The sequence below is a fragment of the Pseudomonas sp. B707 genome (genome assembly GCF_022496685.1).
Classification (GTDB): domain Bacteria; phylum Pseudomonadota; class Gammaproteobacteria; order Pseudomonadales; family Pseudomonadaceae; genus Aquipseudomonas; species Aquipseudomonas paraglycinae.
Window position 1 is genome coordinate 13,081 of the sequence record NZ_WTVE01000031.1, and the last position, 25,354, is coordinate 38,434.

Below are 25,354 nucleotides of genomic sequence, written 5' to 3' on the forward strand. Positions count from 1 at the left end.
GTGTTCCACCCCATAAAAAAGACAATCGGAGACACGCCATCATGGCTTTGGATTTATTCGTCGTCCTCATCTACGCCGCCGGCATGCTCTTGCTCGGCTACTTCGGCATGCGCAAGGCCAAGACCAACGAGGACTTCCTGGTCGCCGGGCGTAACCTCGGCCCGAGCCTGTACATGGGCACCATGGCCGCGACCGTTCTCGGTGGCGCGTCCACCGTCGGTACCGTCCGCCTGGGCTACGTGCACGGCACTTCCGGTTTCTGGCTGTGCGCGGCACTGGGTTGCGGCATCGTGGCGCTGAACCTGTTCCTGGCCAAGCCGCTGCTGAAACTGAAGATCTACACCGTTACCCAGGTCCTGGAAAAACGCTACAACCCGATGGCCCGCTCGGCCAGCGCGGCAATCATGCTGGCCTACGCGCTGATGATCGGCGTGACCTCGATCCTCGCCATCGGCACCGTGCTGCAAGTGCTGTTCGGCCTGCCGTTCTGGATCTCGGTACTGCTCGGCGGTGGCGTGGTGGTGATCTACTCGGCCATCGGCGGCATGTGGTCGCTGACCCTGACCGACATCGTCCAGTTCATCATCAAAACCGTCGGCCTGATGTTCATCCTCCTGCCAATCTGCCTGTACCGCGTCGGCGGCTGGGATGAACTGGTGCTGAAACTGCCGGCCACTGCCTTCAGCTTCACCACCATCGGCTGGGACACGATCATCACCTACTTCATGATCTACTTCTTCGGCATCCTGATCGGTCAGGACATCTGGCAACGGGTCTTTACCGTCAAGAACGAAAAAGTCGCTCAGTACGCCGGTAGCTTCGCGGGCATCTACTGCATCCTCTACGGTCTGGCCTGTGCCTTGATCGGCATGGCTGCACATGTGCTGATCCCGGATCTGGACAACGTCAACAACGCCTTTGCCGCGATCGTCAAACTGTCGCTGCCGGACGGCATCCGTGGTCTGGTGATCGCCGCTGCCCTGGCCGCGATGATGTCCACCGCCAGCGCCGGCCTGCTCGCCGCTGCCACCACCCTGACCGAAGACCTGCTGCCGAAACTGCGTGGCGGCAAACAGTCGAGCCTGGGTGTGAACCGTCTGTTCACCCTGCTGACCGGTGTCGTGGTGCTGGGTATTGCTCTGGTTGTGAACGACGTGATCAGCGCTCTGACCCTCGCTTACAACCTGTTGGTAGGCGGCATGCTGATCCCGCTGATCGGTGCGATCTTCTGGAAACGCGCGACCACTGCCGGCGCCATCGCCAGCATGGGCCTGGGTTTCGCCACCGCCCTGCTGTTCATGTTCAAGGACGGTCTGGATGCCAACACGCCGATCTACTACAGCCTGGCTGTGGGTCTGGTGAGTTTTGTGGTGGTCAGCCTGTTTTCCCGTCGCCCTGCCCCGGTGGCCAGCGCGGTCTAAGCTCGCTATAACGACTTGATGCTTTCTTCGGCGGGTGTGGCGTCGGTTGCCACACCCGTTTTTTTCGTCTGGAGAAAATGCTTGATGAAGATTGTTTCTCGCGATCAGTGGTTCGAAGTGCAAACCCTGAGCGACGGCATTCGGCTGATTCACGAGCCGTTCATCCGCCCGTTCTATCGCTGCAACCTCTGGCACATTCAGGGGCGGGACAAGGATCTGCTGCTCGACAGCGGTTCCGGCCTGGTCAGCCTGCGCGAACAACTGCCGTGGCTGACCGAACGACCGCTGGTGGCGGTGGCCAGTCATTGCCATTTCGACCACATCGCCGGGCACCACGAATTTGCCGAACGGCTGGTACATCCGGCCGAGGCGGACATTCTGGCGGCGCCGGATGGTGAGAATGATCTGAGCCGGGCCTTCGTCGGCGACGACATGTTCGAAGCGCACCCGGATTGCCCGTTGTGCTACGCCGAATACCGGGTCAAGGCTGCGCCGGCCACCGGTTTTGTCGAGGATGGCGATGTGCTGGACCTGGGCAACCGCGCGTTGCAGGTGCTGCACACGCCGGGCCATTCACCGGGCGGGATCAGCCTCTACGAAGCGGCCAGCGAAACCCTGTTCAGCGGCGACATCATTTACGACGGGCCGTTGATCGAAGACGCCTACCATTCCAACCTCGACGACTACGCCGCCAGCCTGCGCCGCTTACAGGCTCTGAAGATTCGCACCGTGCATGGCGGTCACTTCGGCAGTTTTTCCGCAGAGCATCTGCACGGGATGATTGACGAATGGTTGCGCCGCCACGCCTGAGGCCTGCTGTACTTCAGTCAGACTAACAACACAAAGATCTGCCATGAGAAGAGCTGCCGTGCGTGCTGCCGTGCACCGGTTCATCCTGCGCCTGCTGGAAAATCGTGAATTCGACGACAACACCAGCCTCGCGCAGCTGGGGCTGGAAAAAGCGGATATCGAGGATCTGATCTTCCATCTGGAAGATGAATTCGGACTGACGGCCTTCACCGCCGAAGAGGACCGGATGCTCAAGACCGCGAAGACCGCGAATGACCTGAGCCGGTTTCTGATGGAAATCGGGCGTCACTGAAAACAAAAGATCGCACCCGCCCGCCACTCCAATGGAGCGACAGCCGGGTGCGATCTTTTGTCGTTTAAATCCTTTGATCCTTCAAAGCGGGGCATTACCGCCGACGTGGCTGACGCCGACGCTGTTCGTCATCGGTGCGAATCGGGACCGGTTGCAGAGGCGGTTCGATCAAGCCGAGGGCAACACCCAAATCGTGCAGCCAGTTTTGAATTTTCTCTTTCATCGTCATGCCCCCTTCAGGGTGGTGCTGAGCGTCCGGAATTCTGAGGCCGCTTCGCACTGATAATAGTCCGAAGTCCTACGCAATGCTCGGCCAAATCCGCAATGATCTGTTACTGAATTGATCCAAATCCCTGACCGTACGTTCAAGCCGTTTCCCGCACGTCTTCGCCAGCCACGGGATAGAGCGTCTGCTGCTGTTCGATCCATGCGTTGAGGTTGGCACCGACCATGCCCCGCCGCCACATGAGCCATGTTGTCGCACTGGCAAAAGGCTCGGCCAGCGGGTGCACCGCCACGCTTTCGCGCCCCGGCAGGCTTGCGAGCATCGACTCCGACATCAGCGCCACACCACTGCCGGCAATCACGCAGGCAAGCATGCCCTGATAGGACTCGATCTCCATCGCCCTCCCCATCGCCGCCTGATAGTGGGCAAACCACGCTTCCAGCCGTGCACGATAGGCGCAGCCATGGCGAAAGGTGAATACCGCCCGACCTTCGACATCCCTGGCGCTGCGTATCGGCGGGTGATCGGCCTCGCTGATCAGCACCAGCCGTTCGTTGCACAGTGGCACACCGTCGATCCCGGCCAATTGCGGCGGGCCGTCCACCAGCGCCGCGTCGAGACGCCCGGTGAGCAGGCCTTCGAGCAATTCACCGCTGGGCCCGGACTGCACCTGAAGATTCACCGCCGGATATTGCTTGTGATAGCGCGCCAGCAGCGCCGGCAAATGGATCGCCGCCGTGCTGTACAGCGTGCCGAGCACGAAATCCCCCGCCGGTTGCCCGCCCATCACCGCTGCACTCGCCTGATCGCGAAGGGCGAACAGTTTGCCGGTGTAGTCCAGCAGGACTTTTCCCGCAGGCGACAACTGCAAACGCTGACGCTCACGGACGAACAGTTCGACACCCAGTTGCTCCTCCAGCTGTTTGAGCCGGGTCGACAGGTTCGACGGCACGCGGTGCAAACGTTCGGCGGCGCGGGTGATCGAGCCCTCCTCTGCCACGGCCTGGAAGATCCGCAATTGGCTGAACTCCACAACCTTTCTCCTGAACAGAACAAGTTACTCACTATTATTCAATTTTAAAGAAAGTCAATCAGTCCTAGCCTGACGGTCATTGAACCTCCAACGGAATTCAGAACATGTCACCGCTGATTCGCTTATCCGCCTGTTTCATTGCCCTGATGATGGCCATGGGCATCGGGCGTTTCGCCCTCACCCCGCAATTGCCGCACCTGCTCAGTGAAGGGCAGATCGACCTGACTGCCGCCGGTCTGATTGCGGCGGCCAACTACCTCGGTTATCTGCTCGGCGCGGTGGATGCGATGTTTTCCCGCCGGCCGGATCAAGTGCAGCGGCGCCTGCACGGCGGTCTGTGGTTGTGTGTGTTGCTGACGCTGGCATCGTTCTGGGCCAACGGTTTCTGGTCGCATTTGTTGCTGCGCTTCGGTACCGGTGTGGCGAGTGCCTGGGTGCTGGTGATGATTACTGCGTTGAGTCAGCCGCTGGCTGCGGCGGCGGGTCGTCCGCGATTGGGCGCGCTGGTCTTTGCCGGGCCGGGGCTGGGGATTTTTCTGACGGGATTGCTGGCGCTGTTCTCACATCTGGCGCAGCAGACTTCCGCGACTCTGTGGCTGATCTATGCCGCCGTGGCGCTGGTGATGTTGCTGGGAATCGTGCGGATCCTGCCGCAACCGGGCGGCGGTGTGCCGGTCGTGCCGGCTGCCGTGAGTTCATCAAATCGTGGCATTGGGCGCTTGGCGGCGGTGTATGCCTTGTATGGCGTGGGCTACATCATCCCGGCCACGTTTCTGTCACAGATGGCCAACGCGCAATTTCACGGGCAGTGGCAGGCCGATCTGTTCTGGCCGTGCTTTGGCCTCGGTGCCGCAATTGGCGTTTTGCTGGTAAGTTTGCGTCGGCACGATCCGCAAACCACCCGGCACTGGTTGATGGCGACGTTGTGGCTGCAGGCTGCCGGGGTGTTCGCTTGCCTGTTGGGCAGCGGCCTCGGTCTGGCATTGGGCGTGGTCCTGTGCGGCACGCCGTTCCTGGCCTGCATGCAACTGGTGATGCAACGCTCCCGGGAACTGGCGCCCCACGCCACCCAGCGCAACGCCGGCCTGCTCACCGCGTGCTTCGCCGTCGGTCAACTCAGCGGGCCGTTGCTGGCGGCGGTCAGCAGCCATTTCAGCGGCGGCCTGCAACCGGCGCTGGTGATTGCCGGCAGCGGTCTGCTGATTGCCGGCGGTCTGGCCTGCAAATCGGTTACGGCTGACCGAGGGCTTTGCGCAAACGCCGACGCACCCACTGTTCCGCGCTGACGAAAGTGATGCCGAGCAACACCAGCACGGCGCCGATGATGAAGTTCAGGCTCAGTTCTTCGCCGAGCAGCACCACGCCGAACGTGACGCCGAACAACGGTGTCATGAAGGAAAACACCGCGAGGTTGGCCGCCAGATAACGGCGCAGCAGCCAGAACCAGGTCAGGTAACTGAAGAACGACACCACCAGCCCCTGGAACAGCACACTGCCCACGGCCACGACGGTCAGGCTGACGTGGGTGATCTGGCCGCTGAGCAGCGCGATCAGCAACAGGCCGATGAAACCGACGATCAGTTGATAGAACAGGGTCAGGGTCACCGGCGCCTCGGACAGGCGCGAGGCGCGCACCACCACGGTGGTCGCGCCCCAACTGGCACCGGCCAGCACGCCGAGGGCATCGCCCATCAACATCCGGCGGTCGAGGTTGTCCCACGACACGCCGCCGGCAAACGCGATGGCAATGCCGACAAATGCGAGGAAGATCCCAACCCATTGCACCGGTCGTAGGCGCTCGCTCGGCAACAGAAAATGCACGCCCAGCGCGGTGAAGATCGGCGCGGTGTAGAGGAACACCGACATGTGCGCGGCGGTGGTCAACTGCAAGCCTTCGGAGATGAACAGGAATTCGAGCCCGAACAAGGCACCGGCCAGCAAGCCGCCGCGCCAGGTAGCGCCGACCTGATCCCAGCCGCCCTTCCAGCAGATCAGCAGTCCTACCAGCAACGCGGATATCCCCGACCGCCCCGCCGCCTGCATCACCGGCGCAATGTCGGTCGCCGCCCACTTGATCATCACCTGCTGCACGCCCCAGATCAGGCACAGGCCGATCATCACTTGCAGGGCAAACCCGTCGGCACTGCGCCGACTGACGCTCACCTCGACACCTCTAACACATACAACATGGCAGTTTTTCCAATGGTCAAACAAAGCCCCGGCTCTTTGTCCGGGGCGAAAAGTAGTGAGTGGATTATTAACCAGTCAGCCAGAAAAAGCCGTCTGGAAAAGACATTTCATGCTCCCGCAACGTCAGCGGAGAATGGCTGACGACTGCGCCGTCAATCGCTGGCAAGCCAGCGATGGCGTCAGGTCAGGCGACCAAGATCAACGAGCTGATCTGCCAAACCGGCTGGCCACAACAAATCCGACCGTACAGGCCAGCGCCGTGGCGAACGTCCCCCAGGCCCAATCCATCAGCGACACCTGCGTCGACCAGCCGCGCAATGTCGCCCAGTTGGTCAGGTCATAGGTGCCATAAGCGACCAGCCCGAGCAGCGCTCCCATCCGGGCGGCGCGTTGCCAGGTCAGCGACGGCAACACCACGAACACCACACAGCCGAAAACATACAGGCAATAAAAAACCGCTGCTGGCACCAGCAACGGTTTTTCGAGCATCAGCGAACCGAGCAGTTCGCGATAGGTCGGCGCCATCAGCACGCCAAGCCAGACGCCGTCGAGCAGAAGAAACGTCAGCAGCGTGGCGACGTAGGCAATCAGTGGTTTTTTCATCTGCCCGACCTCAAGTAAGCCCATGCAACATGGGCCACGTCAGGCTCAGGTTAGTTCAATGCGATCGGCGTGAATGACGATCTTGCCTTCCTTGTACAACGAACCGATGGCCTTCTTGAAGTTGCCCTTGCTGACACCGAACAGGCTGCTGATCAGCGCCGGATCGCTCTTGTCGCTGACGGCCAGGGTGCCATCGTTTTCGCGCAACTTGGAGAGGATCTTCGAGTTCAGGCTGCTGGCTGCTTCCTGCCCCACCGGTTGCAGGCTCAGGCTGATCTTGCCGTCGGCGCGCACTTCCTTGATGAAGCCTTTCTCGCGCATGCCGGAACGCATGAACTTGAAGATTTCATTCTTGTGAATCAGACCCCAGTGCTTGTTGTTGATGACGGCCTTGAAACCCATGTCGGTGGATTCGGCCACCAGCAGATCAACTTCCTGGCCCACGCTGTAGTTGGCCGGGGTTTTGTCCAGATAACGATCCAGGCGCGCGGTCGCGGTGATGCGGCGGGTGTGCTTGTCGAGGTAGACATGCACCACGCAGTACTCGCCGGCGGTCATCTGGCGTTTTTCTTCGGAGTAAGGCAGCAGCAGATCCTTCGGCAGGCCCCAGTCGAGGAACACGCCGATGCTGTTGACTTCAACAACTTTCAAACTGGCAAATTCACCGACCTGGACTTTTGGTTTTTCAGTGGTGGCAATAAGTTTGTCGTCACTGTCCAGATAAATGAAAACATTGAGCCAGTCTTCATCTTCGCTGGGAATATCTTTAGGAATATAACGGTTGGGCAAAAGAATTTCGCCGTCGGCACCGCCGTCCAGATATAAACCGAAGTTAGTGTGTTTAACCACTTGCAAACTGTTGTAACGCCCGACTAAAGCCATTTCCAATACCCTCATTGCGTGGGCGGCATTCTACCCGGTTTTGCCGGGTTCGTCGGTCGCCAGATCGGACGGCCGAGTGAAAATCTGCGGGAGGCCTTGATTTTCCTGGATTTCGCGCCGCACGCGCGCCACTCGTCAGGCCAGCGTGACGGCTTTTGCCTGATCCCGAGGCCGGCCAGCATCCTCAAATCGAATAAATGTTGTTATTTAAAACAGCAGGTTAGCAGGATATTTCGAATAATTAATCGAGAATAATCCACCTGCACGCTGGGTTATTCCGAGGGATATTTACCAAGCAATTGTCAAGTTATTCCTGTACGATGCTTGGCCGAGTTACTTTTCTACAGGTTAATGGCCGCCATGCGTGTAAAAGCATCCACCAGCAAAGCAAAGCCAGCTCCAGCCGTTGAAACCAGCGAATCGATCAACGATCAGATCGCGGCATTCCTCAAGTCCGGCGGCGAGATCCAGCAAATTGCCAAGGGCGTCAGCGGCCAGACGTTCGGCCCGTCCAAGCAGATCAGCCTGGGCAAGAAGTAACACCCCGCAGTACACCTGTCCAAAGGCGCTTTGAGCTTCGAAGCGTCTGGACCGGAATCCCTCGCAAGACCTTTCTTACGTTTAATCAAACATTCAAAACTGCAAAAATCGACGAACGGCCCTCGATGCCGATCATTCGCCGGTATCCTTGCACGCGTCTGGATCAAGCGTTTCAGCAGGTTTGTCGCACCTGCGCTCGCTGCTCAAGGAGTGACGCATGCTCAAATCTTCCTGTTTATTGCTTGTAGGCCTGCTGGCGAGCCCGGTGGCGCACGCGCAAATTTTCCAGCGTGAGCTCGGTGACTTCGACCTCAAGCTCGGCACCACGCCCAGCCGCAGCATGGCCCAGGGGCTGGTCAAGCCTTCGGCGGTCGGCTCGTTCCACGGCGGCCTGGACTTGAGTCACGACAGCGGCCTGTATGTCGGTCAGTACGCACCGAGCATGGGCCTCACGCCGGGGAAGAATCTCGAAATCGATTCCTACGTCGGCTTTAAACAACCTTTCGATCAGACCCTCGGCTACGAAGTCGGGATGATCCATTACAGCTATCCCAAGGTCGACACCCTCGACAGCCAGGAACTGTTCGGTGGCCTGACCTTGCTCGGCAGCCGAATCGGCATCGCCCTGAGCAACGATCCGGACAAACAGAACAACACCCTGTTTGCCGACCTGGGCGGCAATCAGCCGTTCGGCATCGGGATCAGCATGAAATACACCACCCATCAGCTCAACACGCCGGTCTCGGTGGACGGGGGGTATGTCAGCAGTTTTACCGATTGGTCGGTGAAATTTTCCCGGCCGTTCATGGGCATCGACCTCGACCTGATCTACAGCAATTCGAGCCTCAGCGGCAGCGATTGCTCAGCCTATTCCGGGCATAACAGTCAGTGCGACGGGCTGGTCACGCTCAAGGCCGAACGCGCGTTCTATTGATTGGCTGAACTGCCGGGGCCATCCTGCGTTCACATGAGCATCAGACCCTCAAGGCTGGCTTTCGCAAGGACTCGCCCATGTCTAGCTGGTTCAAACGCATCGCGATTCTACTGATCCTGACCCTCGCTCTCGGCGCCTGCAGCCGTGTCGGCCTGGCCTATCGCAACCTCGACGTGATCATTCCGTGGACGCTCAGCGACTACCTGGACATGAACGGCGAGCAGAAAGGCTGGTTCAACGAACGCCTCAGGGAACACCTGAGCTGGCACTGCACCACGCAACTGCCGGGTTATCTCGACTGGCTCGATCGCCTGCAAACCATGGTCGAGACCAATCAGGTCACCGACGCCGCGCTCCAGGCCCGCACCGCAGAAGCCAAGCAGGCGATCGCCGAAACCGCTCGGGAGATCACTCCGTCGGCGATTGAATTGCTGCAAGGGCTGGATGATCGGCAGGTTGCTGAAATGAACGACGCCTTTGCCAAGGATTTGCAAAAGCGTCAGCAGGAATACCTCAAGCCTCCGCTGTCACAGCAGATTGCCGAACGTGGCGCGCGCATGGACAAGCGTCTCAACGACTGGCTCGGCCCGTTGAGCGCCAAGCAGGAACAGCGGGTGATGGCCTGGTCGACCGCCCTGGGCGATCAGAACACCCAGTGGATCGCCAACCGTGCGCATTGGCAGAAGCAGTTCAGCGCAGCGGTGGCGCAACGCAACAGTCCTGAATTTCCACAACGGATCGAGACGCTTCTGGTCAATCGCGAGCGGTTATGGACAGCGGATTACCAAATGGCCTACGCCAATACGGAGGCGCAGGCCCGTTCGCTGTTCGTCGATCTGATGGCCGACAGTACGCCGCAGCAGCGCCAGCGCCTGTTGAAAAAGATCGAGGGAGTGCGCAAGGACTTCAATGATTTGAAGTGCCTGAAGGCCGCACAAAAAAGCTGAGATCACTGCAAAACCCATGTGGGAGCGAGCACGTTCGCTCCCACATTTTTTTGTGCAAAGCCTCAGGCGATCTGCGCCTTGGAGGCCACCTCATCGAACGTCAGCTCATCCAGCGCATCTTCCTGATCATCCAGCACTTCGCGCGGATGATCGTTGCCGGGAATGCTGCTGTCGATCAGGCTCAACAGGCTGGATCCGCGCGGGGTCAGGCTGAAGTTGTTGCCGGTGCTGCCCTCGTCTTCGCCACGGGGCTGGATGTAACCGCGCAACAGCAACAATTGCTCATAGTCGCAGGCGAGCGTTTTCAGGTGATCCAGATTCTCGATCGGCTGGCCCGCCGACGCTTTTTCCGCCGCATAGTCTTCGGCGAAAGACCGTGGCGCAAAGCTGTGGCCCGCGCCGTTCTGCACTTCATGCAGCAGGCGTTCAATCAAATCCCAGTTATAAGTCGTCATCCTGATTCAACCTCCGGTGCGCGTGATTTTTTGGCGCGTTCACAGGTTGTGACCGGAGCGCTGCGCCACCGTTCAGGATTATTCGGCGCCCCGACCGACCGGCGGTCTGTCGATTTCCCGAGTGGTTGAACGACTAGTCTGAGACAGACGGTTTCAACCCCCGCAGGAGAAATCATCATGAACGTTGAGAATCATCCGGTGGTGTCGCGCGAAGAATGGCTCGCCGCCCGCAAGCAGCATCTGGCCGATGAAAAGGCCTTCACCAAAGAACGCGACCGCCTCAGCGCCAAACGCCGCGCCCTGCCATGGGTAAAGATCGACAAGGATTACCGCTTCATGGGGCCGAACGGCGAATTGAAACTCGCCGACCTGTTCGGCAAGCACAGCCAACTCGTCGTTTACCACTTCATGTTCGCCAAGGGCTGGGAGGAAGGTTGCCCGGGCTGTTCATTCCTCAGCGACCACATCGACGGCGCCAACCTGCACCTGGCCCATCACGACATTGCGCTGGTGGCGGTGTCCCACGCACCGTTCGCCGAATTCCAGGCCTTCAAGCGGCGGATGGGCTGGGCATTCGACTGGGTGTCGTCGGACGGTTGCGATTTCAACTACGACTTCGGCGTGTGCACCCGTGCTGAGGATGTCGACGCTGGCAAAGCTACGTACAACTACGAAAAGACCGACAGCGCCGAGGAAGAAATGCCCGGGCTCAGCGTGTTTTATCGCGCTGACAACGGCGAGATTTTCCACACTTACTCAACCTACGCGCGAGGCCTGGACTTGCTGGTCGGTGCCTACAACTACCTCGACCTCACGCCCAAGGGCCGGAACGAGGACGAGATCATGGAGTGGGTGCGGCATCATGACCGGTATGAAGAAGGGGTGAGTGCGGGTTGCTGCCATCGGCCACAAGACTAGCTGTCACGAGTGATCAGACCTGGCAGCCAAAAGGCCTGTCTCAGAGAAACAAAGGGCAAGATTCATTTCGCATTTAAAGCGCCCTTTGTTCTCCCGCCCTCTACCGTGAGCCGACTCCAGATAATTCGAACAAAAACCATCGTCGTATCTTTCCAGAAAGCGCTTGCACTCAAGAAAATTCAACCACACCTCTCTACAAACTCTTGAATACCGAGCGCCAAACTTGGACTTACTCGATCATCTTCTTGAAAATCACAAGCTCATGATCCCTGACGGCATATATCGACTCATACTGAAAGGAAAACAGGAAACGCGTTTCCATGGCTGCTGTAACCTCGGCCATAAAACGATCCAGCTCATGTGCACTTTCCTCCAGCGTACTTATCGGGCAATGCACTACCAGTCTCGCGCCTATCATCCAACCCAAAGGATCCGCTTGATCCGTAGCGATACCTTCCAGACACGGATAATCGCTGTATACGAAAAAAGCATTCGACTCTGAAAAACTCCCGGAAAAGCCGGAACTCTCGAGTTCAAGCGAGGCCCCCATCGTTGCGAGCACATTCTTTATTTTCTCGACGGGAGGATGCCCCTCAAACTCGAACACCATCATTATGCTCATGGCTTGCGTACCTCAATCACTCGGAACTGGCCATCTTTCAATAAGTAAAGCTTCTTTAAATTCGGCACTGGATATTCTGCAATGTTCTTTTCAATGTCGTCAAAACCTAGCGGCGAATCTGCAAGATTCAAAACGATTGTTTGCGCCTGCTTCAAAACTTTATCCTTGATCGTTTGCGATACAGAATATGTGCTTCCGGTATGAGGCGAAGCCACATCCGCTATCTCTCCGTTGATTTTAAGATCCGGATTTGCCGCATTTTTCTTAACATTAGGAAGCTGCTCCACATCAAACCCTGCATTAGCAAGAGCCTTGGCAGCCTCGTTCTGCCTCTTGATAGAGCGAACCATATCTGCCGAGGCATTCCGTGGCGGAAGTTCGGGGTCTCCTGACAGAGAACCTATTTTGGGTAACGTCGAAACACCTGCCTCACTGTCGGTCAACCCGCCCGTTGATGGAGGCTTGGAGTCGATCACCGGTACATCCGAATCCCGCACAACCCCCTGCAGCTTGTTGATTTGATTCTTGATAAGGTCCAGATCAAACGATGCGCTGATTTTTTTGACAGTCTCAACCGTAACGTCAATGCCCATCCGCGACAGAGTCAGGGCGCTATTTGCCGAACTGCTCCCGCCGCCGGCCAACAGTTGTACAACCAGGGCCACTGCCTGACCCATTTGCCTGCCAAGGTTTTCTGCGTTGGCATCGCCGCCCTCAACGACGGCCTGGCCGATTTGATCTATCTGGGACTTGAAGGCAGCAGCCACTGCTTTACCTAAAAGCGCCTGCGCTTCATCGGAAGCTGCAAAATCCTTGACCGCTTGCCAGCTTTCCAGCGGATCGCGCAAGAGCATGACGGCGCTATCCAGGGTCCCCAGGCCTGCTCCGGCCATACCGTCCGTGAAACCTTTCATGACGCCAGTCGTTGTCAGCAGATCCTGACGTACCGAGGTAAGCCCCCACTTCTGGATAATCGCCATTTTCTTGAGCAGATTAGGCTCTTCATCCAGTTCCTTTTTGGCCTGGATATATTGCTGCGTCGCCAGCCAGTTGTTATCGACGTTCGCAACAGCCGCATTGTTGGCAGTGGCTGCACCGTTGGGGTTACCCGCTGCAGCAATGGCGGTAACCAGGCTGGTGATGAGGTTACGTTTGGTTTCACGGTCTGCTGCCGTTTCAGTCGGATCCGGATCTGCAAACAGTGCTGTCAGAACACTGGCTGCTGCTCCACCCAGCGCCCCCGCCGAACAGCTCTGATTGCTGGCAGCCGCACCGGCACAGCCGAGAATCGCATGCAGGCCGGCGTGTACCGGGCTACCTTCTTTTAGTCCTTTTACAACCAACCGCCCGATGTAATCCGATCCCTGTTGCTGAACATAGTTAACGACCATGTTCTGGGCGAACTGCGCACTGCTCCCTGTCACACCTCCACTGACACCCGCAACCAACGCAGTCGTGATCTGCCGATAAGTACCTCCAGGCCCCCAGTTCTTGTTGATGTCCTGAATCTGCTGAGTGAGTTGGAAATAGTTGGCCCGGTGGATCGCCTTGTCGGCGTCCGACAACTTCGGATCATGCGCAGCAGCCAGCTCTTTATCAGCTTGTAGCTTCTTGGCGTCGGCTTCCTTTGCACGACTTTCGATGAACTGCGAAACGTTCTGCACAAACTTGCCGACGATTTCGAAATCCACACCAATTTCCTGGGCGTCGAAAATCGGTTTGAGCTTGTTGCTGCCGTCACGATCGCTGGACACATCAGTGTTGATCGCTGCGATTGTTTGCTCAGCGGTTTTTCCGGTCAGCTCCTGTTGTTTGCCACTGTTAGTGATGGTTACGGCGGCACCGCTGATCCCGCTGTGAGTGGTGCTGCTCGAATCACCGCTGGCAAACAGGACGATCGGTGTATTGGCGTTCGCACCTTCCTTGGAGGTTACGACCGGGCCGCCCCGGGCCGGCGTGCCACTGGCGTTGCCGCCTTCTTTCACATTGAAGCCATAACCACCACTGAGATTGATGCTGCTTGCGTCGTACTCGGCCTTGTTCTTGATGTCGGAGGTGGTCAGCGTGCCCGTGCTCAAGGTGTTTTTGCCATCGGCGACCGCTTTGTCGGTGCTGGCGATTACCGCCCCGACCAGATCGGTATTGCCCTTGACCTCGACCTGAAAGCCCCCGTCGCCAGCCTTGATGCCCGATTGCTCGGACACACTGGCGTACTCGCTTTGCATGTGCTGCGCAGCAATCCCGCCACTGACGCTACTGGTGCCGTAGCAGAATGGCGGAACGCAGATACTCAACCCGACGTTTGCACTCAGCTGTCTGGACGTATAAGTACTGGTGTCCTGCTGACTCTCGACATTGAGATCACCACCGACCTTGACCTTGACCGCTTCACCGGTGGCCACAGCCCCTTTGATGTTGGTGTCACCACCGCTCTGCAGGCTGAGCGTCTGACCCGACTTTATTGAGGTGTTGGTATGGGTGACATCATCACCATCGCTGCTGCCACGTCCCTTGTTGGCAGCGAGCTCGAAGGTGATGCCGTTGCTTTCGCCGAAACCGAAACCGATGCCTGCGCTCCAGCCACTGTTGCTGTTAGCGCTTTGTTGATGAGCGGTATTTTGCGCGGACAACAGATTGATTTCGCCGTCGGCCTTGAGGCTGACATCGCCGCCGCCTTCGATCCGGCTTCCCACCACATTGATGTCACTGTCAGCACCGGCTCCCGTAGCAACAATGTTGACGTTGCCACCGGCGACAACATCGCTGGCGACGACATTGCGGCCACTCTGGCTGCTGTTCATCTGGCTCTGGCTGTTGCTCAGATTGACGCTGACCTTAACGCCGCCTACCGGGTTCTGCATCATCGCCTGGCCGGCATCCAGTGCCTGATTGGCACTCATGGCGGCGTTCACCGCTGCCAGCGCCACCATCCGGTCATCGCTGGTTTTCTGCGCCGCCTCACCCATTTGCTGAATGCCACGAAGGGCATCAACCAGTGGAATGCTGACCGTCCCACCGATAGCCGTGCGGTTTGTACTGGCTGTCTTATTCGTATTGAGCGTATCGAATCCCGCCTCGATATCGACGTGTTTGGCTTTTATATCGATGTCACCCTGAGGCGTAACCAGTTGGCTCGCGCTCTGGGTGTAATGGTCCCCGGCAGTCAGGGAAATATTTCCGCCCAGGGAGGCGATCTGACTGCCCGACTGACGGGTCGAATTGCTCTGATCGGTTTCCTTCGTCTTCACAACCCCGGTAGCGGGCTGCCACCAGGAGCCGATTTGTCCGGATTTCGTACTGCCGGATTTCGAGCTTGAGGACTGGGTGTTTTCGGCGCTGGTTATTTCCAGATTTCGCCCGGCATCGATGCCGATATTCTTGTCGGCCACGAGCGTACTGCCCTCGACAACCGAATCGCGGCCACTCTTGATCTGAATACTGCCGGCACTGATGTCGCTGCCGATATTCTGCGTGGACGACTGTTGGGCATGCTGGGATTTCTGGGTCGACGAAAGCTCGCCCGACAGCGAAAACCCTGTCTTGCCGGAGCTCTTCGACTGGCTGGAGGTTTGCGTCTCTTGAGCAGCACCAATCAGAACATCATTGGCCGCAGTCAGCTTCACCTCGTTTTCCGCACGCAGGGCAGCCGCTTGCAACGTAATGTCGTTATCCGATTTAAGCTCGATATCTTTTGCACTGAGTTCAGTGCTGTTCAGGCGTGTCTGCGTCACTTCACTGCTGCTGGACTTGCTTTTGGTCCAGCCTTTTTTCGATGACGCATTGGCTTGGCTGTAGGTGTCCTCAGCAGCGAGCAGGTTGATATCGCGACCTGCGGTAGCGAGCAGCGTTCCATCGCTGTTGAGCTTGGCGCCGGTCAGATTGATGTCCTGCCCCGCCGACACCACCAGCTTGGAACCCGCTTCGACGGTCGAGCTGACGGACAAGACCGTCTCGCTTTCACTCATCGTCGACTTTTTCTTGCCGAACGAGCCTTTTTTGGTTTTCGAGTAGTAGTCGTAATCGACATCTTCTGCCGTTGCGATATTCACGTCATCACCGGCGAACAAGTACGCCTCGTTGCTGGCGCTGATGCGGCTGGCTATCAGGTTCAAATCCTTGCCTGCACTGACAGCGATGTCACGACCGGAGTTGATCACGCTCGACTGCTGGGACACATTCAGGGATTCAACCTGGGTGCGCTTGCTACGCGACACGAATTCGCTTTCATTCGCAGCAGAGGTCACGAGGACATCATTGCCGGCGCTCAGGCTGAGATCCCGTTTGGCATCCAGGCGACTGGCCACGACTGCCACATCATGATCGGCACTGATCGAAAGATCCCGCCCTGACGTCACTTCAGCGCCATGCTGAGTAATGGTCTGATTGAGGAATTTGCTGCCACGCGAATCCGTGTAACGCTCCTGTACCGAAGTGATGCTCACATCACGCTCGGCATCAAGCGTCATGTCCCCACCGCTTTTCAACACACCGCCGGTATTGCTGATATCGCGCCCGGCGTTGATCTTCAGATCATTGGCCGCTTCGATCCGTGCAGCGTTGTTGAGCACGTCGCGATGCTGCAGCGTGCCGCCGTAGTTGGTGTCGTAGCTATACACATCACGCTGATTGATCACATCGCCACGGGTGGTGGTCAGGCTGACGTCCTTGCCGGAAATAATGCCGCCGGACTTATTGATGATGTCGTTACCGGCCTTGAGCCTCAGGCGATCCCCGGCTTCGATCAATCCGCTGTTGGTGAGGTTGTTTTCGGCCTCTGCCCACAAGTCGTTCGAGGCACGCAGCGTACCCGCGTTGTTCAGGTCGGTACCGGCGATCAGGGTCACGTCGCCGCCCTGAATCAATGCGCCGTTCGGCGCCAGTCGGTTATTCGCCTGGGCCAGATACAGCACCGGCACCAGCACTTTCTCACCGTTCACTTCGTGTTCTTCGAGCCAGACGATGTCGTGGGTCAGCGCCGCCACTTGCTGGGCCGTCAGCGTCACGCCCATCGACAGGTTGAGCTCGTTCTTGCTGGTGACGGCGTTGTTCATCAGGTACTTGAACATCGCTTCATCAGACGTCTGGCCGTCGATAAAGCGCTGGCCGGTCCGGGCCACCACGGCTTGCTGCACCAGGCGTTGTTCAAACAGGCCATCGCCCAGGCGCTTGGCGCTGTTGTCGGGGTCATAGCCAAGTTTGGCCAGCAAGTAATCGGAACTCATGAACTGCTTGAGATCGGTCAGCGCCGGATTGGTCTCGATCAGATATTTGTGCGGGTTAGAGCGCACGCTGGTATCGGGCAGGCCCTGAACACGCGGAACATTGAAGGAAGCGTTGCCACGATTGGGCAGCATTACACCCACCGGCCCGTCACCGGCGACAGCGCCGACATAGACCTGCACGGCCTTGTCGTTGAGATCGAGCGAAAGCCGGGCGGCCAACGCAAGGTCGCGATTTTTTAACGACACAGGGTCATTCTGGTCGAACTGGTAATCGCTGGCCTTTCTGACCGGCATACCGCCCGCATGGCCCGATGTGGCGGCGGTGACGGAGCCAATCGTCCAGGACTGGCCCGCCACCAGAGTCGGCTCACTGCCCCCCTTGCCACTGAGACGGAACAAACCGTTATCACCGGTTGGCAAGGTGAATCCCGGCAGTGCCAACGGATTGACTTGTTGTTGCGCAAGATCCGGAGGCAATTGCGGATTCAAGAAAACCACGGTGGGTTTCGCCGAGTTTTTCACCCCGGTGTCTGCCGTGCCTTTTACCGTGCCGTCGAAATGGGTGTACGGGTTGAGGTTGCCGTTGCTGATCGTGGTTTTAGCGTTGATCCACACGGCTTGCCCGGCCTGGACGATAGAGGAAACACTACCGCCGCCGTTGGTGAAGATCCTGCTGTCGTCTTTGAGCTGGCCGGCTAATATCGCGCCGGGAACGGCAACTTCCGGCCCGACGCCAAAGTTACTGTTTACGGTCGTGGTTTTTTGTTTCCCCAGATCGATCAGTTCATCGCGAGAACCGCCCTTGTCAGGCTCGTGCACCGTTTTCATGTATCGGTAAACGTACTGCGAGTTTCTTCGCGCATAGTCGTTCACCTGACCGCTGAAATTGCCAACGAGCTGGTCGGGGATGTAGGAGAGCTTATAGGTTCGTGAACGAGTAAAGCTGCCTGACTGCAATCCACGATTGTCGAATGAATCAACATCCAGCGTGATGTTTTTCCCGGAAGAGATCGAAGAAGCAATATTGGAGAACGCTCCAACGTTGGCGTTTATGTTTCCCGATACCGATACCGATGCCTGAGGCCCACTGATGGAAGATTGCGAGTCATAGCGTTCATTTACGTAAAAAGTATTGGTTCCCCAGTCCAGGGTGATATCCCCGGAGATAAACTTCTCTTCGCCAATCACCCCTTCAGTCTTGTTATTGAAGCTATTGGCCGACAGCGAGAAGTCACCATCGACATTGATCGAGGCTGCAAGGTTGTTGACGCTGTTCGCGCGTCCGCCGTATTGCCCGCCAATCGTCAGGTTACCAATGCTGTAGACGTCACCGGTCTGGTTGGTGAACTCATTCACCAGCAGGTTCATGTTGCCGCCGCTGAAGATCAGACCGCGATTATTGGTGAGGCTGGCCGTTGTGATCGTCAGATCCTGCGCAGCGCCCAACGTACCGGTATTGCTGACGCCGCCGGCATTGATCGTCATCGCATAGCTGGATGTCAGACGTCCGCCGGCGTTGTTCAGCAGGCCGCCGACGTTAACGGTGGTCAAGCCACTACCGCCGATACTCGCAGCGCTGGTCAAGCCCAGTTGCGCCGCTGTGAAGGTCATATCCCCCAGGCTGCTGACCCGACCATTGCCGCCGTAAGCACCACCGATCTGGAAATCCATGCTGCCATCACTGGCGATCAACCCGTCGTTGCTCCAGTTACCGCCGCGCGCCACCAACTGGTTCGAAGCGAGCAACTGACCGCTCGAGGTCTGCACGAAATTGCCGACATTGACCGTCAAGCGCCCGGCCTGGATCACGCTGCTGTTGGTCCAACTGTCGGCGTTGAGGGTCAAGCCGCCACGAGTCACCAGCGATCCGCCGGCGTTCATCACGTTAGCCGTGGAGATACCGAACTCGCCCAACCCGACATGTGTCACCGAACCGCCGGCATTGAGGAAGCTTGGTGCGGCCAGGGTGAAATCGGTGTTGGCGGTTTCCACCAGGCCGTTGCGGTTGTCGAACAGGCTGCCGATCTGGAAGTCGGTCTTGCCGCTGGTGCCCAGGGCGCGCAGTTTGCCGCTCTGGTTGTCGAGGTTGGTGGCACGCACAGCCAAGGTGCTGGCGCTTTCGATCAGGCCACCACGGTTGCTCAACCCAGTGCCCGCACCGAGATCGATGACCCCGCCGCTGACCTGCCCGCCATTGTTGTTCATCGAGCCGGTGCTGACCTTTACCAAGCCTTTGGCATAGATCCCGCCACCGCTGTTGTCGAGCGCATTGGCGCCAGCGTCGAGCAGGATGTCCCCGGTATTGGCGGCGATACGGCCGCCATCGCTATAGATGCCGCCCAGTGCACGCAGGTCGAGGCGGCTGCCTTCGATCTTGCCGCCCTGGCCGTTGCGCAACACGCCGGTCAGACGGGTTTGCAGCAGGCCCTTGAGACTGGACAGCATCCCGCCCCGGTTGTCGAGACTGGCAGCGGTGATGTTCAGATCGCCGGTCTGAGCGATGAGTTTACCGCCCTGGTTGTCGATGGCCCCGGTACCGGTGTTCACGGTCATCGCAGTGAAACTCTGCACCGCGCCTTTGCCATTGTTCAGCGCGGCGGCGGTCAGGTTGACGGCGGCATCGCGGCTGGAGATCAGGCCGTCGGCGTTGTTGTACAGGGTGCCGTCGGCCTTGAGGTCGAGTTGGCCGTTGGCCGAAATCGTGCCGCCCGCGCTGTTGTTCAGATCACCGTGGGTCAGCAGGTCGAGCAGGCTCTGGCTGATCAACTGGCCGCCGCGGTTGTCGACGCTCGCTGAGCGCTTGATCACCAGCGGCCCGCTGCTGCCAAGCGCGCCGTTGACGTTGGTCAGGGCGCCGAGCAGGTCAAGGGTGACTCTGTCGTCACCGACCAGACTACCGCTGGTATTGTTCAATTGGCCGCCGGTGAAGGTGAGGGCTTTTTTCGCGCTGACGTTGCCGGAAGTGTTGTTCAGGCTGGACGAGCGGAGATCAAGGGTGCCGTCACTTTTGATCAATCCGCCCGAGGTGTTGCTGATCGTGCCGCCGGCCACGGTCAGGATCTGCTTGCCGCCACTGCTGACGGTGCCGCCGCTGTTATCCAGATTTGATGCCTTGATGCTCACATCGCCGGCACCACCCACGCCCCCCTTGCTGTGGTTGAGCAAGGCGCCACTGAGGTCGATGCTCACGTCTGCGAACCGGCTGGAAATCGCGCCTTCCTGGCTGTTGTCGACAGCGCCGCCGCTGACGCTCACGCCCTTCCAGCCAGACACCAGACCGGCCTGATTCTTCAGTTCAGCCGCCGTCACGGTCAGTTGATCGTTGCTGATCAGGTTGCCGCCACGGTTATCCAGACTGTTGCCGGCGAGGCTGAAGCTGTTGACGCTGGAGATCTCGCCCTGCTGGTTGTTCAGGTCACGCAAGGTGGCGATGCTCAGCACGCCTTTGCTGTTGATCACGCCGCTCTCGTTATTGAGATCACGCAGATGGGCAAAACTCAACAGCCCTTTGCTGCTGATCAGACCGTCCTGGTTGTTCAGATCCTGCGCGGTGGCGCCCAGATCAATCGCGAGGCCCGAGACGCCGACAAGCGTGCCGCCCTGATTATTCAGACCGGTGCTGTTGAGGTTCAGCTGCTGCGCGGCGCGAATGCTGCCCTTGCCCTGGTTGTTCAGCAAGCCATCGACAGTGACGTCGATATTGCTGTCGCTGAGCAGTTCCCCTTCGCCGCTGTTATCCAGACTCGCCGCCCGAATCTGTAAGGCTGCCGCCGCGATCTTGCCTTTGACCGACGTCAGCGCGTTGTCGATTTTCAGCGTCAGTTTCTGGTTGCTCAGCAGTTGTCCAGTGCTGTTGTCCAACGAATGAGCAACCAGCTCAAAGGCCTGATCGCTGGAGATCTCGCCGCCCCGATTGTTCAGATCGGCGAGATTTTTCAGCTGTAACCGGTTCGGTGCGTTGATGACGCCGCCCTGATTATTCAGCGAACCACCGTTCAGATCGACACTCACGTCTGCGCCGCTGAACAACTTGCCACCCTGTTGATCAAGTCCTCGGAAATTGGCGATCAGCGTCTTGCCAGCACCCAGACTGCCACCGGTGTTGGTGACCTGACCGGCAGTGATTTCCACCTGGTCGTCAGCGTAGATGCTTGCCTGGCTGTTGTTGAGGGCGCCGGTATTGATTTCCAGTTTTGCCTTGCTGCTGATCACACCGTTTTGCTGATTATCGAATGCGCTGCTGTTGAGGATCAGATTGCTGTCAGTCAGCAGTTTTCCGCCCTGGTTGCTAACAGCGTCACGGGTGTCGACGGTGAGCGCCTTGGCGCTGGAGACGGTGCCGGCATTGTTGTCGAGACTTTGCGCAGCGATCGCCAGAGTACCTTCACTGACGACACTACCTTGCTCGTTGTTCAGATCCGCAGAGAGGCTGATCGCGAGATCTTTCTGGCTGGTGACACGTCCGCTGTTTTCCAGCGTCTTGCCGGTCAGCGTCAGGCCTGTATCGCCAGACAGCAGGCCTTTGTTGCGGTTGATGACTTCGTTGACGGTCAGCGCCAGATTGCCCCCCGCGAGCATGTAGCCACTGTCGCTGTTATCGAGCCACGCGCCGATCAGACTCACTTCGGCCTTGCTCGACAGTTCACCGCTACGGTTGTCGATACGGTCGATGGTGAGTTTCAGCGCTTTTGTCGCGCCTACCAGCCCCTCCTGACGGTTATCCAGTTTTGCAGCGACTACGGTCATGCCGTTGTCGGCGATGACCACACCACCCTGGTTGTCGAACAGGTCAGTCACCGCGAGGTCGACATCGCCCCGGCTCAGAATTTCACCCTTCGTGTTGTCCAGACTGGCGCTGCGCGACTCGAGGCCGGCGGAGGCGATGAGGCCTTTGACGTTGCTCAGGGCACGATCGATGAGCAAGGTGATTTTTTCATTGCTGAGCAGTTTGCCGCCATCGTTGTTCAGGCTTTGGGCGGTCAGGTTCCAGGCTTTGGCAGCGGAGATTTCTCCCCCGCTGTTATTCACGTCCTTGAGGTTTTTGAGCAGCAGCTGACCCGGCGTATGAAGATAGCCGCGCTGGTTGTCGAGCAGGCCGTTGTTCATGTCCAGGGTCAGGTCGGCGTTGCTGAACAACTCGCCGCCGTCCTGCTCCAGCGAAGTGAGCGAAGCTTGCAGCTTGTTCTGGCTGCCGATGGTGCCGCCGGAGTTGTCCAGGTGCGCAGCCGTGAGTAACAGCGTGCCGTCGGTGGCGAGACTGCCGCCCTGACGGTTTTTGAATTCCCCGGTGGTCAGGGTCGAATCGGCCTTGGCGCTGATGATCCCGTTGTCGCTGTTATCGAGGCTGGCGCTATTAAAGATCAGGCCCTTTTGCGAGGCGATGAGACCGCCCTGGTTCGCCACCGCACCGACGCTGGTCAACGCCATCGCTTCGAGGCTCGACAGTTTGCCCAAACGGTTATCGAGGCTGCCGGCCGTGAGGGACATCTGCCCCTCGCTGCTGATCAGGCCGCCCTGGTTGTCCATAATGTCGTCGAAGGTCAGCACCAGCGTGTTCTGGCTGACGATGCGCCCGCCAACGTTGCTCAGGCCGATACCGCTGAGGGTGCTCGCGCCTTTGCTGAAAATCAGGCCGTTGGTGGCGTTGATGATCTGCGCGACTTTCAGGCCCAACGTGGTGTCGGACAGCACTTTGCCGCCCTCGCTGTTGTCCAGGCGTGTGCCGTTGATGTGCAGGTCTTGCTGGCTGGAGAGCGAGCCGCTGCGGTTGTCGATCTGCTCGACGTTGACGGTCAGGGTCTTGAGCGAGCCGACGAGACTGTCCTGGCGATTGCTCAGCGTCTTGCCGGTCAGCAGCAGATTGCCTTCGGCAACCAGTTCGCCACCCTGCTGGTTGAGGTTCTCGATATTGGCGTCGATATCGCCCTTGCCGGAAATGCGCCCGGCATCGTTGGTCACCGTTTTGGCCTTGAGGCTCAACAACCCGCTCGACGTGAGCAGGCCGCCATTGCTGTTATCCAGCGTGTTGCCTTCGAAGGTCAGCGCGGCTTTACTTTCGAGGCGCCCCTTGTCGCGGTTGTCCAGTTCACTGATCAGCAGTGTCGTTGCCTGATCGGCGCGAATTGTCCCGCCACGATTGTCGGTCTGGGTACTGCTGATGGTCAGGGTATTGAGGCTGGAAATCTTGCCCGCGCGGTTGTCCAGGCGCGTGGCCTGCACGTCCATCGCGCCGTTGGCCTGTATCAAGCCCTTGTTCCGGTTGTTCAATTGATCGCTGATGCGGGTGCTCAGCGTGCCTTCACTGGTCAACTGACCCTGTTGGCTGTTGTCGAGTTGTTGCGTTTTTACCGTCAGAGTCTGTTTTGCACCGATCCTGCCGCCACGGTTGTTGATTGCGCCGAGTGCACTGATGTCCAGCAAACGCCCGGCCATCATCAGACCCGCAACGTTATCCAGCGAGGTGACGGTCAGTACGGTGTCGGTCTGGCTGGTGAGTTCGCCGTCAGCGTTGATGAGCTGGCCGATATTGGCGGTGAGGCTGGCGCTGCTGTTGATCACGCCTTTGTTGTTCAGTACCTGACGGGCATTGAGGCTCAATGCGCCATTGCCCTGCACCTTGCCGGCGTTACGGTTATCCAGCGTTCCCGCCGTGATCGCAGTAGTTTGCCCGCTGAGTGTGCCGCCCTGGTTGTTCAGCGTCTGTGCGGTGTTGACCGTCAGGTTGCGGCTGGCGGTGAGACTTTTGCCGCTGTTGTCGAGGTTCTGCGCAGTCAGGTTCAGATCACCGCTGGCGTTGCGGCTGCCGTCGGCATTAACGCCCGACTCGATGGCGCCGGCGTTGGTCAACTGGCCACCGGCACTGAGGTTGATGCTGTCGCGAGCGGCAAGGGTCTGCCGGTTGGTCACGCTGCCCTGGGTCTGCACACCCAGTGCGGTGCCGGCGTAGACCGGCCCGCGTGCGTCGAGGCTGGCGGCTTTGACGTTGACTGCACCGGTTGCCGAGGTGTCGGCCAGACTCAATTGACCGTTGGCGTCGAGCTGGATATCACCGCCGCTGGCGATCAGTTTTCCGTCGAGTTTCACCCCGACCCCGGCTTCTGTGCCGACCAGTTTGATCGCCCCGGCGTACATGCCGCCCAGCGCCGATGAGTCGATGGCCAGTTGCGGTTTGCCGCTGCCATCATCGGCACGCGCCGTGGCATTCAAGGTCTGTGCGTTGACGTCGTTGCGCCCGGCCACAATCGTCAGGTTCTGTGTCTGGATCTCGGCGTTGATCTTTGCGCTGCGGGTGATGATTTCAAAGCGATCGACGTTGGTCGCATTAAGACCTGAACCTTCGATGGCCACAGAACCCTGATCAACCTGAAAGCGATCCAGACGACCGTTGTCGAGTACCGGTTTGCCGGTGGTCAGCGTCACGCGCGGCGAGTTGATGAACCCGCAACCGTTACAGGTAATGCCATACGGGTTGGCGACGATGACCCGCGCCGATTGCCCCGCCACTTCTGTGTAACCACGCAACTGACTCGGATTGCCGCTGATGACTTCGTTGAGAATCGCCTGCGCCGAACCGCTGTTCTTCAGGTTCGGGTTGCCGATGACATGGCCGCCCAGTTGCGTGGCAGACGTCTGGCTCGAGCCGTTGTTGAGGATGACGCCCTGCGCCCCGACGTTGTAATCGTGGAACTGGTTGTGCGACAGCCCGCTGCCATTGGGCGTGGCAATGTTGATGATCGGCACACCGTTGCCGGCGTGATCCAGCGAAGTGTTCGGATTGGCCACCACAATGCCGTCGGCCTGTGCCCACATCGGTTGCCAGAACATGACGTTCGCCAAAAGAAATGCCAGCCCGCGCTTGGGCATGCCCAGGAACGACTTACGGGTTTTCACGGCAGCAGGAGACTGGCGAGCGAGAAAGGCGTATTGGCGAACGTCCATGTTTAATTCTCATTGCAACGGCAAGGGATCGGGAAAAACGACAGGCAAAGCAATCCCTGTCCGGCAGGAAACAGCCATGCCGGAAGAGTGGAAGAAAAACGATGGGGATAAATGCGCGCGTTGGTCAGAACGTCCAAAACGATGCTAAACGTTCGCAAGATGGCCTGCGAAAAGTCTGTTCGATCCCTCGAAACCGCACGCTGATATCAACGTGATGGCGCGATGGTAGATTGCCATCATTCTGGCGTCAATAAGCCGTGACGCAGCATTTTCGACAACCGCTCTAGAACGAAGCTTTGCGCGACGATGATGATTTTTTGG

The 25,354-nt window shown here is 58.6% G+C and carries 16 protein-coding genes; 8 read left to right on the forward strand and 8 right to left on the reverse strand.

Annotated features, from left to right (window positions below; genetic code table 11):
- Window positions 1-41: 41 nt before the first annotated feature.
- The 3 genes from GQX66_RS19055 (at window position 42) to GQX66_RS19065 (ending at window position 2,523) form a co-directional block, all read left to right on the forward strand.
- Window positions 42-1,421 carry a sodium:solute symporter gene (locus GQX66_RS19055; protein WP_240870468.1) on the forward strand — a complete coding sequence of 460 codons (1,380 nt, stop codon included), beginning with the start codon at window positions 42-44 and terminating at the stop codon, window positions 1,419-1,421.
- Between the two features lie 84 nt (window positions 1,422-1,505).
- Entirely contained in the window at window positions 1,506-2,231 is a 726-nt protein-coding gene (locus GQX66_RS19060) for an MBL fold metallo-hydrolase (protein WP_102717551.1), read from the forward strand.
- A gap of 43 nt (window positions 2,232-2,274) precedes the next feature.
- The gene (locus GQX66_RS19065; RefSeq protein WP_007956577.1) at window positions 2,275-2,523 is read left to right on the forward strand and encodes a hypothetical protein; all 249 of its coding nucleotides are present in this window, start codon (window positions 2,275-2,277) and stop codon (window positions 2,521-2,523) included.
- A gap of 94 nt (window positions 2,524-2,617) precedes the next feature.
- On the opposite strand, the gene GQX66_RS28515 is transcribed toward GQX66_RS19065, so the two are convergent.
- On the reverse strand, window positions 2,618-2,746 hold the full coding sequence (locus GQX66_RS28515) for a PA1414 family protein (protein ID WP_003184145.1): 129 nt from the start codon (window positions 2,744-2,746) through the stop codon (window positions 2,618-2,620).
- 142 nt (window positions 2,747-2,888) lie between these two features.
- The gene (locus GQX66_RS19070) at window positions 2,889-3,782 is read right to left on the reverse strand and encodes a LysR substrate-binding domain-containing protein (protein ID WP_240870470.1); all 894 of its coding nucleotides are present in this window, start codon (window positions 3,780-3,782) and stop codon (window positions 2,889-2,891) included.
- Window positions 3,783-3,886: 104 nt separating this feature from the next.
- On the opposite strand from GQX66_RS19070, the gene GQX66_RS19075 reads away from it, so the two are divergent.
- On the forward strand, window positions 3,887-5,068 hold the full coding sequence (locus tag GQX66_RS19075) for an MFS transporter (protein ID WP_102686004.1): 1,182 nt from the start codon (window positions 3,887-3,889) through the stop codon (window positions 5,066-5,068).
- On the opposite strand, the gene GQX66_RS19080 is transcribed toward GQX66_RS19075, so the two are convergent.
- From GQX66_RS19080 to GQX66_RS19090, 3 genes are all read right to left on the reverse strand, one after another.
- Window positions 5,013-5,945: a DMT family transporter gene (locus GQX66_RS19080; protein WP_102686003.1), complete on the reverse strand. Its 933-nt coding sequence runs from the start codon at window positions 5,943-5,945 to the stop codon at window positions 5,013-5,015. The genes GQX66_RS19075 and GQX66_RS19080 overlap by 56 nt on opposite strands.
- 225 nt (window positions 5,946-6,170) lie before the next feature.
- On the reverse strand, window positions 6,171-6,575 hold the full coding sequence (locus GQX66_RS19085) for a DUF2177 family protein (protein WP_240870474.1): 405 nt from the start codon (window positions 6,573-6,575) through the stop codon (window positions 6,171-6,173).
- A gap of 45 nt (window positions 6,576-6,620) precedes the next feature.
- Entirely contained in the window at window positions 6,621-7,457 is an 837-nt protein-coding gene (locus tag GQX66_RS19090; protein WP_085747174.1) for a S1-like domain-containing RNA-binding protein, read from the reverse strand.
- Window positions 7,458-7,808: 351 nt separating this feature from the next.
- Between GQX66_RS19090 and GQX66_RS19095 the strand changes: the two genes are divergently transcribed.
- The 3 genes from GQX66_RS19095 (at window position 7,809) to GQX66_RS19105 (ending at window position 9,878) form a co-directional block, all read left to right on the forward strand.
- Entirely contained in the window at window positions 7,809-7,997 is a 189-nt protein-coding gene (locus tag GQX66_RS19095; RefSeq protein WP_016985943.1) for a hypothetical protein, read from the forward strand.
- Between the two features lie 217 nt (window positions 7,998-8,214).
- Entirely contained in the window at window positions 8,215-8,931 is a 717-nt protein-coding gene (locus GQX66_RS19100; protein WP_085747175.1) for a TorF family putative porin, read from the forward strand.
- 77 nt (window positions 8,932-9,008) lie between these two features.
- On the forward strand, window positions 9,009-9,878 hold the full coding sequence (locus GQX66_RS19105; RefSeq protein WP_240870476.1) for a DUF6279 family lipoprotein: 870 nt from the start codon (window positions 9,009-9,011) through the stop codon (window positions 9,876-9,878).
- A 62-nt stretch (window positions 9,879-9,940) separates the two neighbouring features.
- Here GQX66_RS19105 and GQX66_RS19110 read toward each other — a convergent pair whose 3' ends face one another.
- Window positions 9,941-10,333 carry a transcriptional regulator gene (locus GQX66_RS19110; protein WP_240870481.1) on the reverse strand — a complete coding sequence of 131 codons (393 nt, stop codon included), beginning with the start codon at window positions 10,331-10,333 and terminating at the stop codon, window positions 9,941-9,943.
- Window positions 10,334-10,510: 177 nt separating this feature from the next.
- Between GQX66_RS19110 and GQX66_RS19115 the strand changes: the two genes are divergently transcribed.
- The gene (locus GQX66_RS19115) at window positions 10,511-11,251 is read left to right on the forward strand and encodes a thioredoxin family protein (protein ID WP_240870486.1); all 741 of its coding nucleotides are present in this window, start codon (window positions 10,511-10,513) and stop codon (window positions 11,249-11,251) included.
- Between the two features lie 229 nt (window positions 11,252-11,480).
- Here GQX66_RS19115 and GQX66_RS19120 read toward each other — a convergent pair whose 3' ends face one another.
- Both GQX66_RS19120 and GQX66_RS19125 read right to left on the reverse strand, forming a co-directional pair.
- The gene (locus GQX66_RS19120; protein WP_236189416.1) at window positions 11,481-11,873 is read right to left on the reverse strand and encodes a hypothetical protein; all 393 of its coding nucleotides are present in this window, start codon (window positions 11,871-11,873) and stop codon (window positions 11,481-11,483) included.
- Window positions 11,870-25,033, reverse strand: a complete 13,164-nt coding sequence (locus GQX66_RS19125; protein WP_240870489.1) for a hemagglutinin repeat-containing protein — start codon at window positions 25,031-25,033, stop codon at window positions 11,870-11,872. Before GQX66_RS19125 ends, GQX66_RS19120 begins: the two co-directional genes overlap by 4 nt.
- Window positions 25,034-25,354 lie beyond the last annotated feature (321 nt).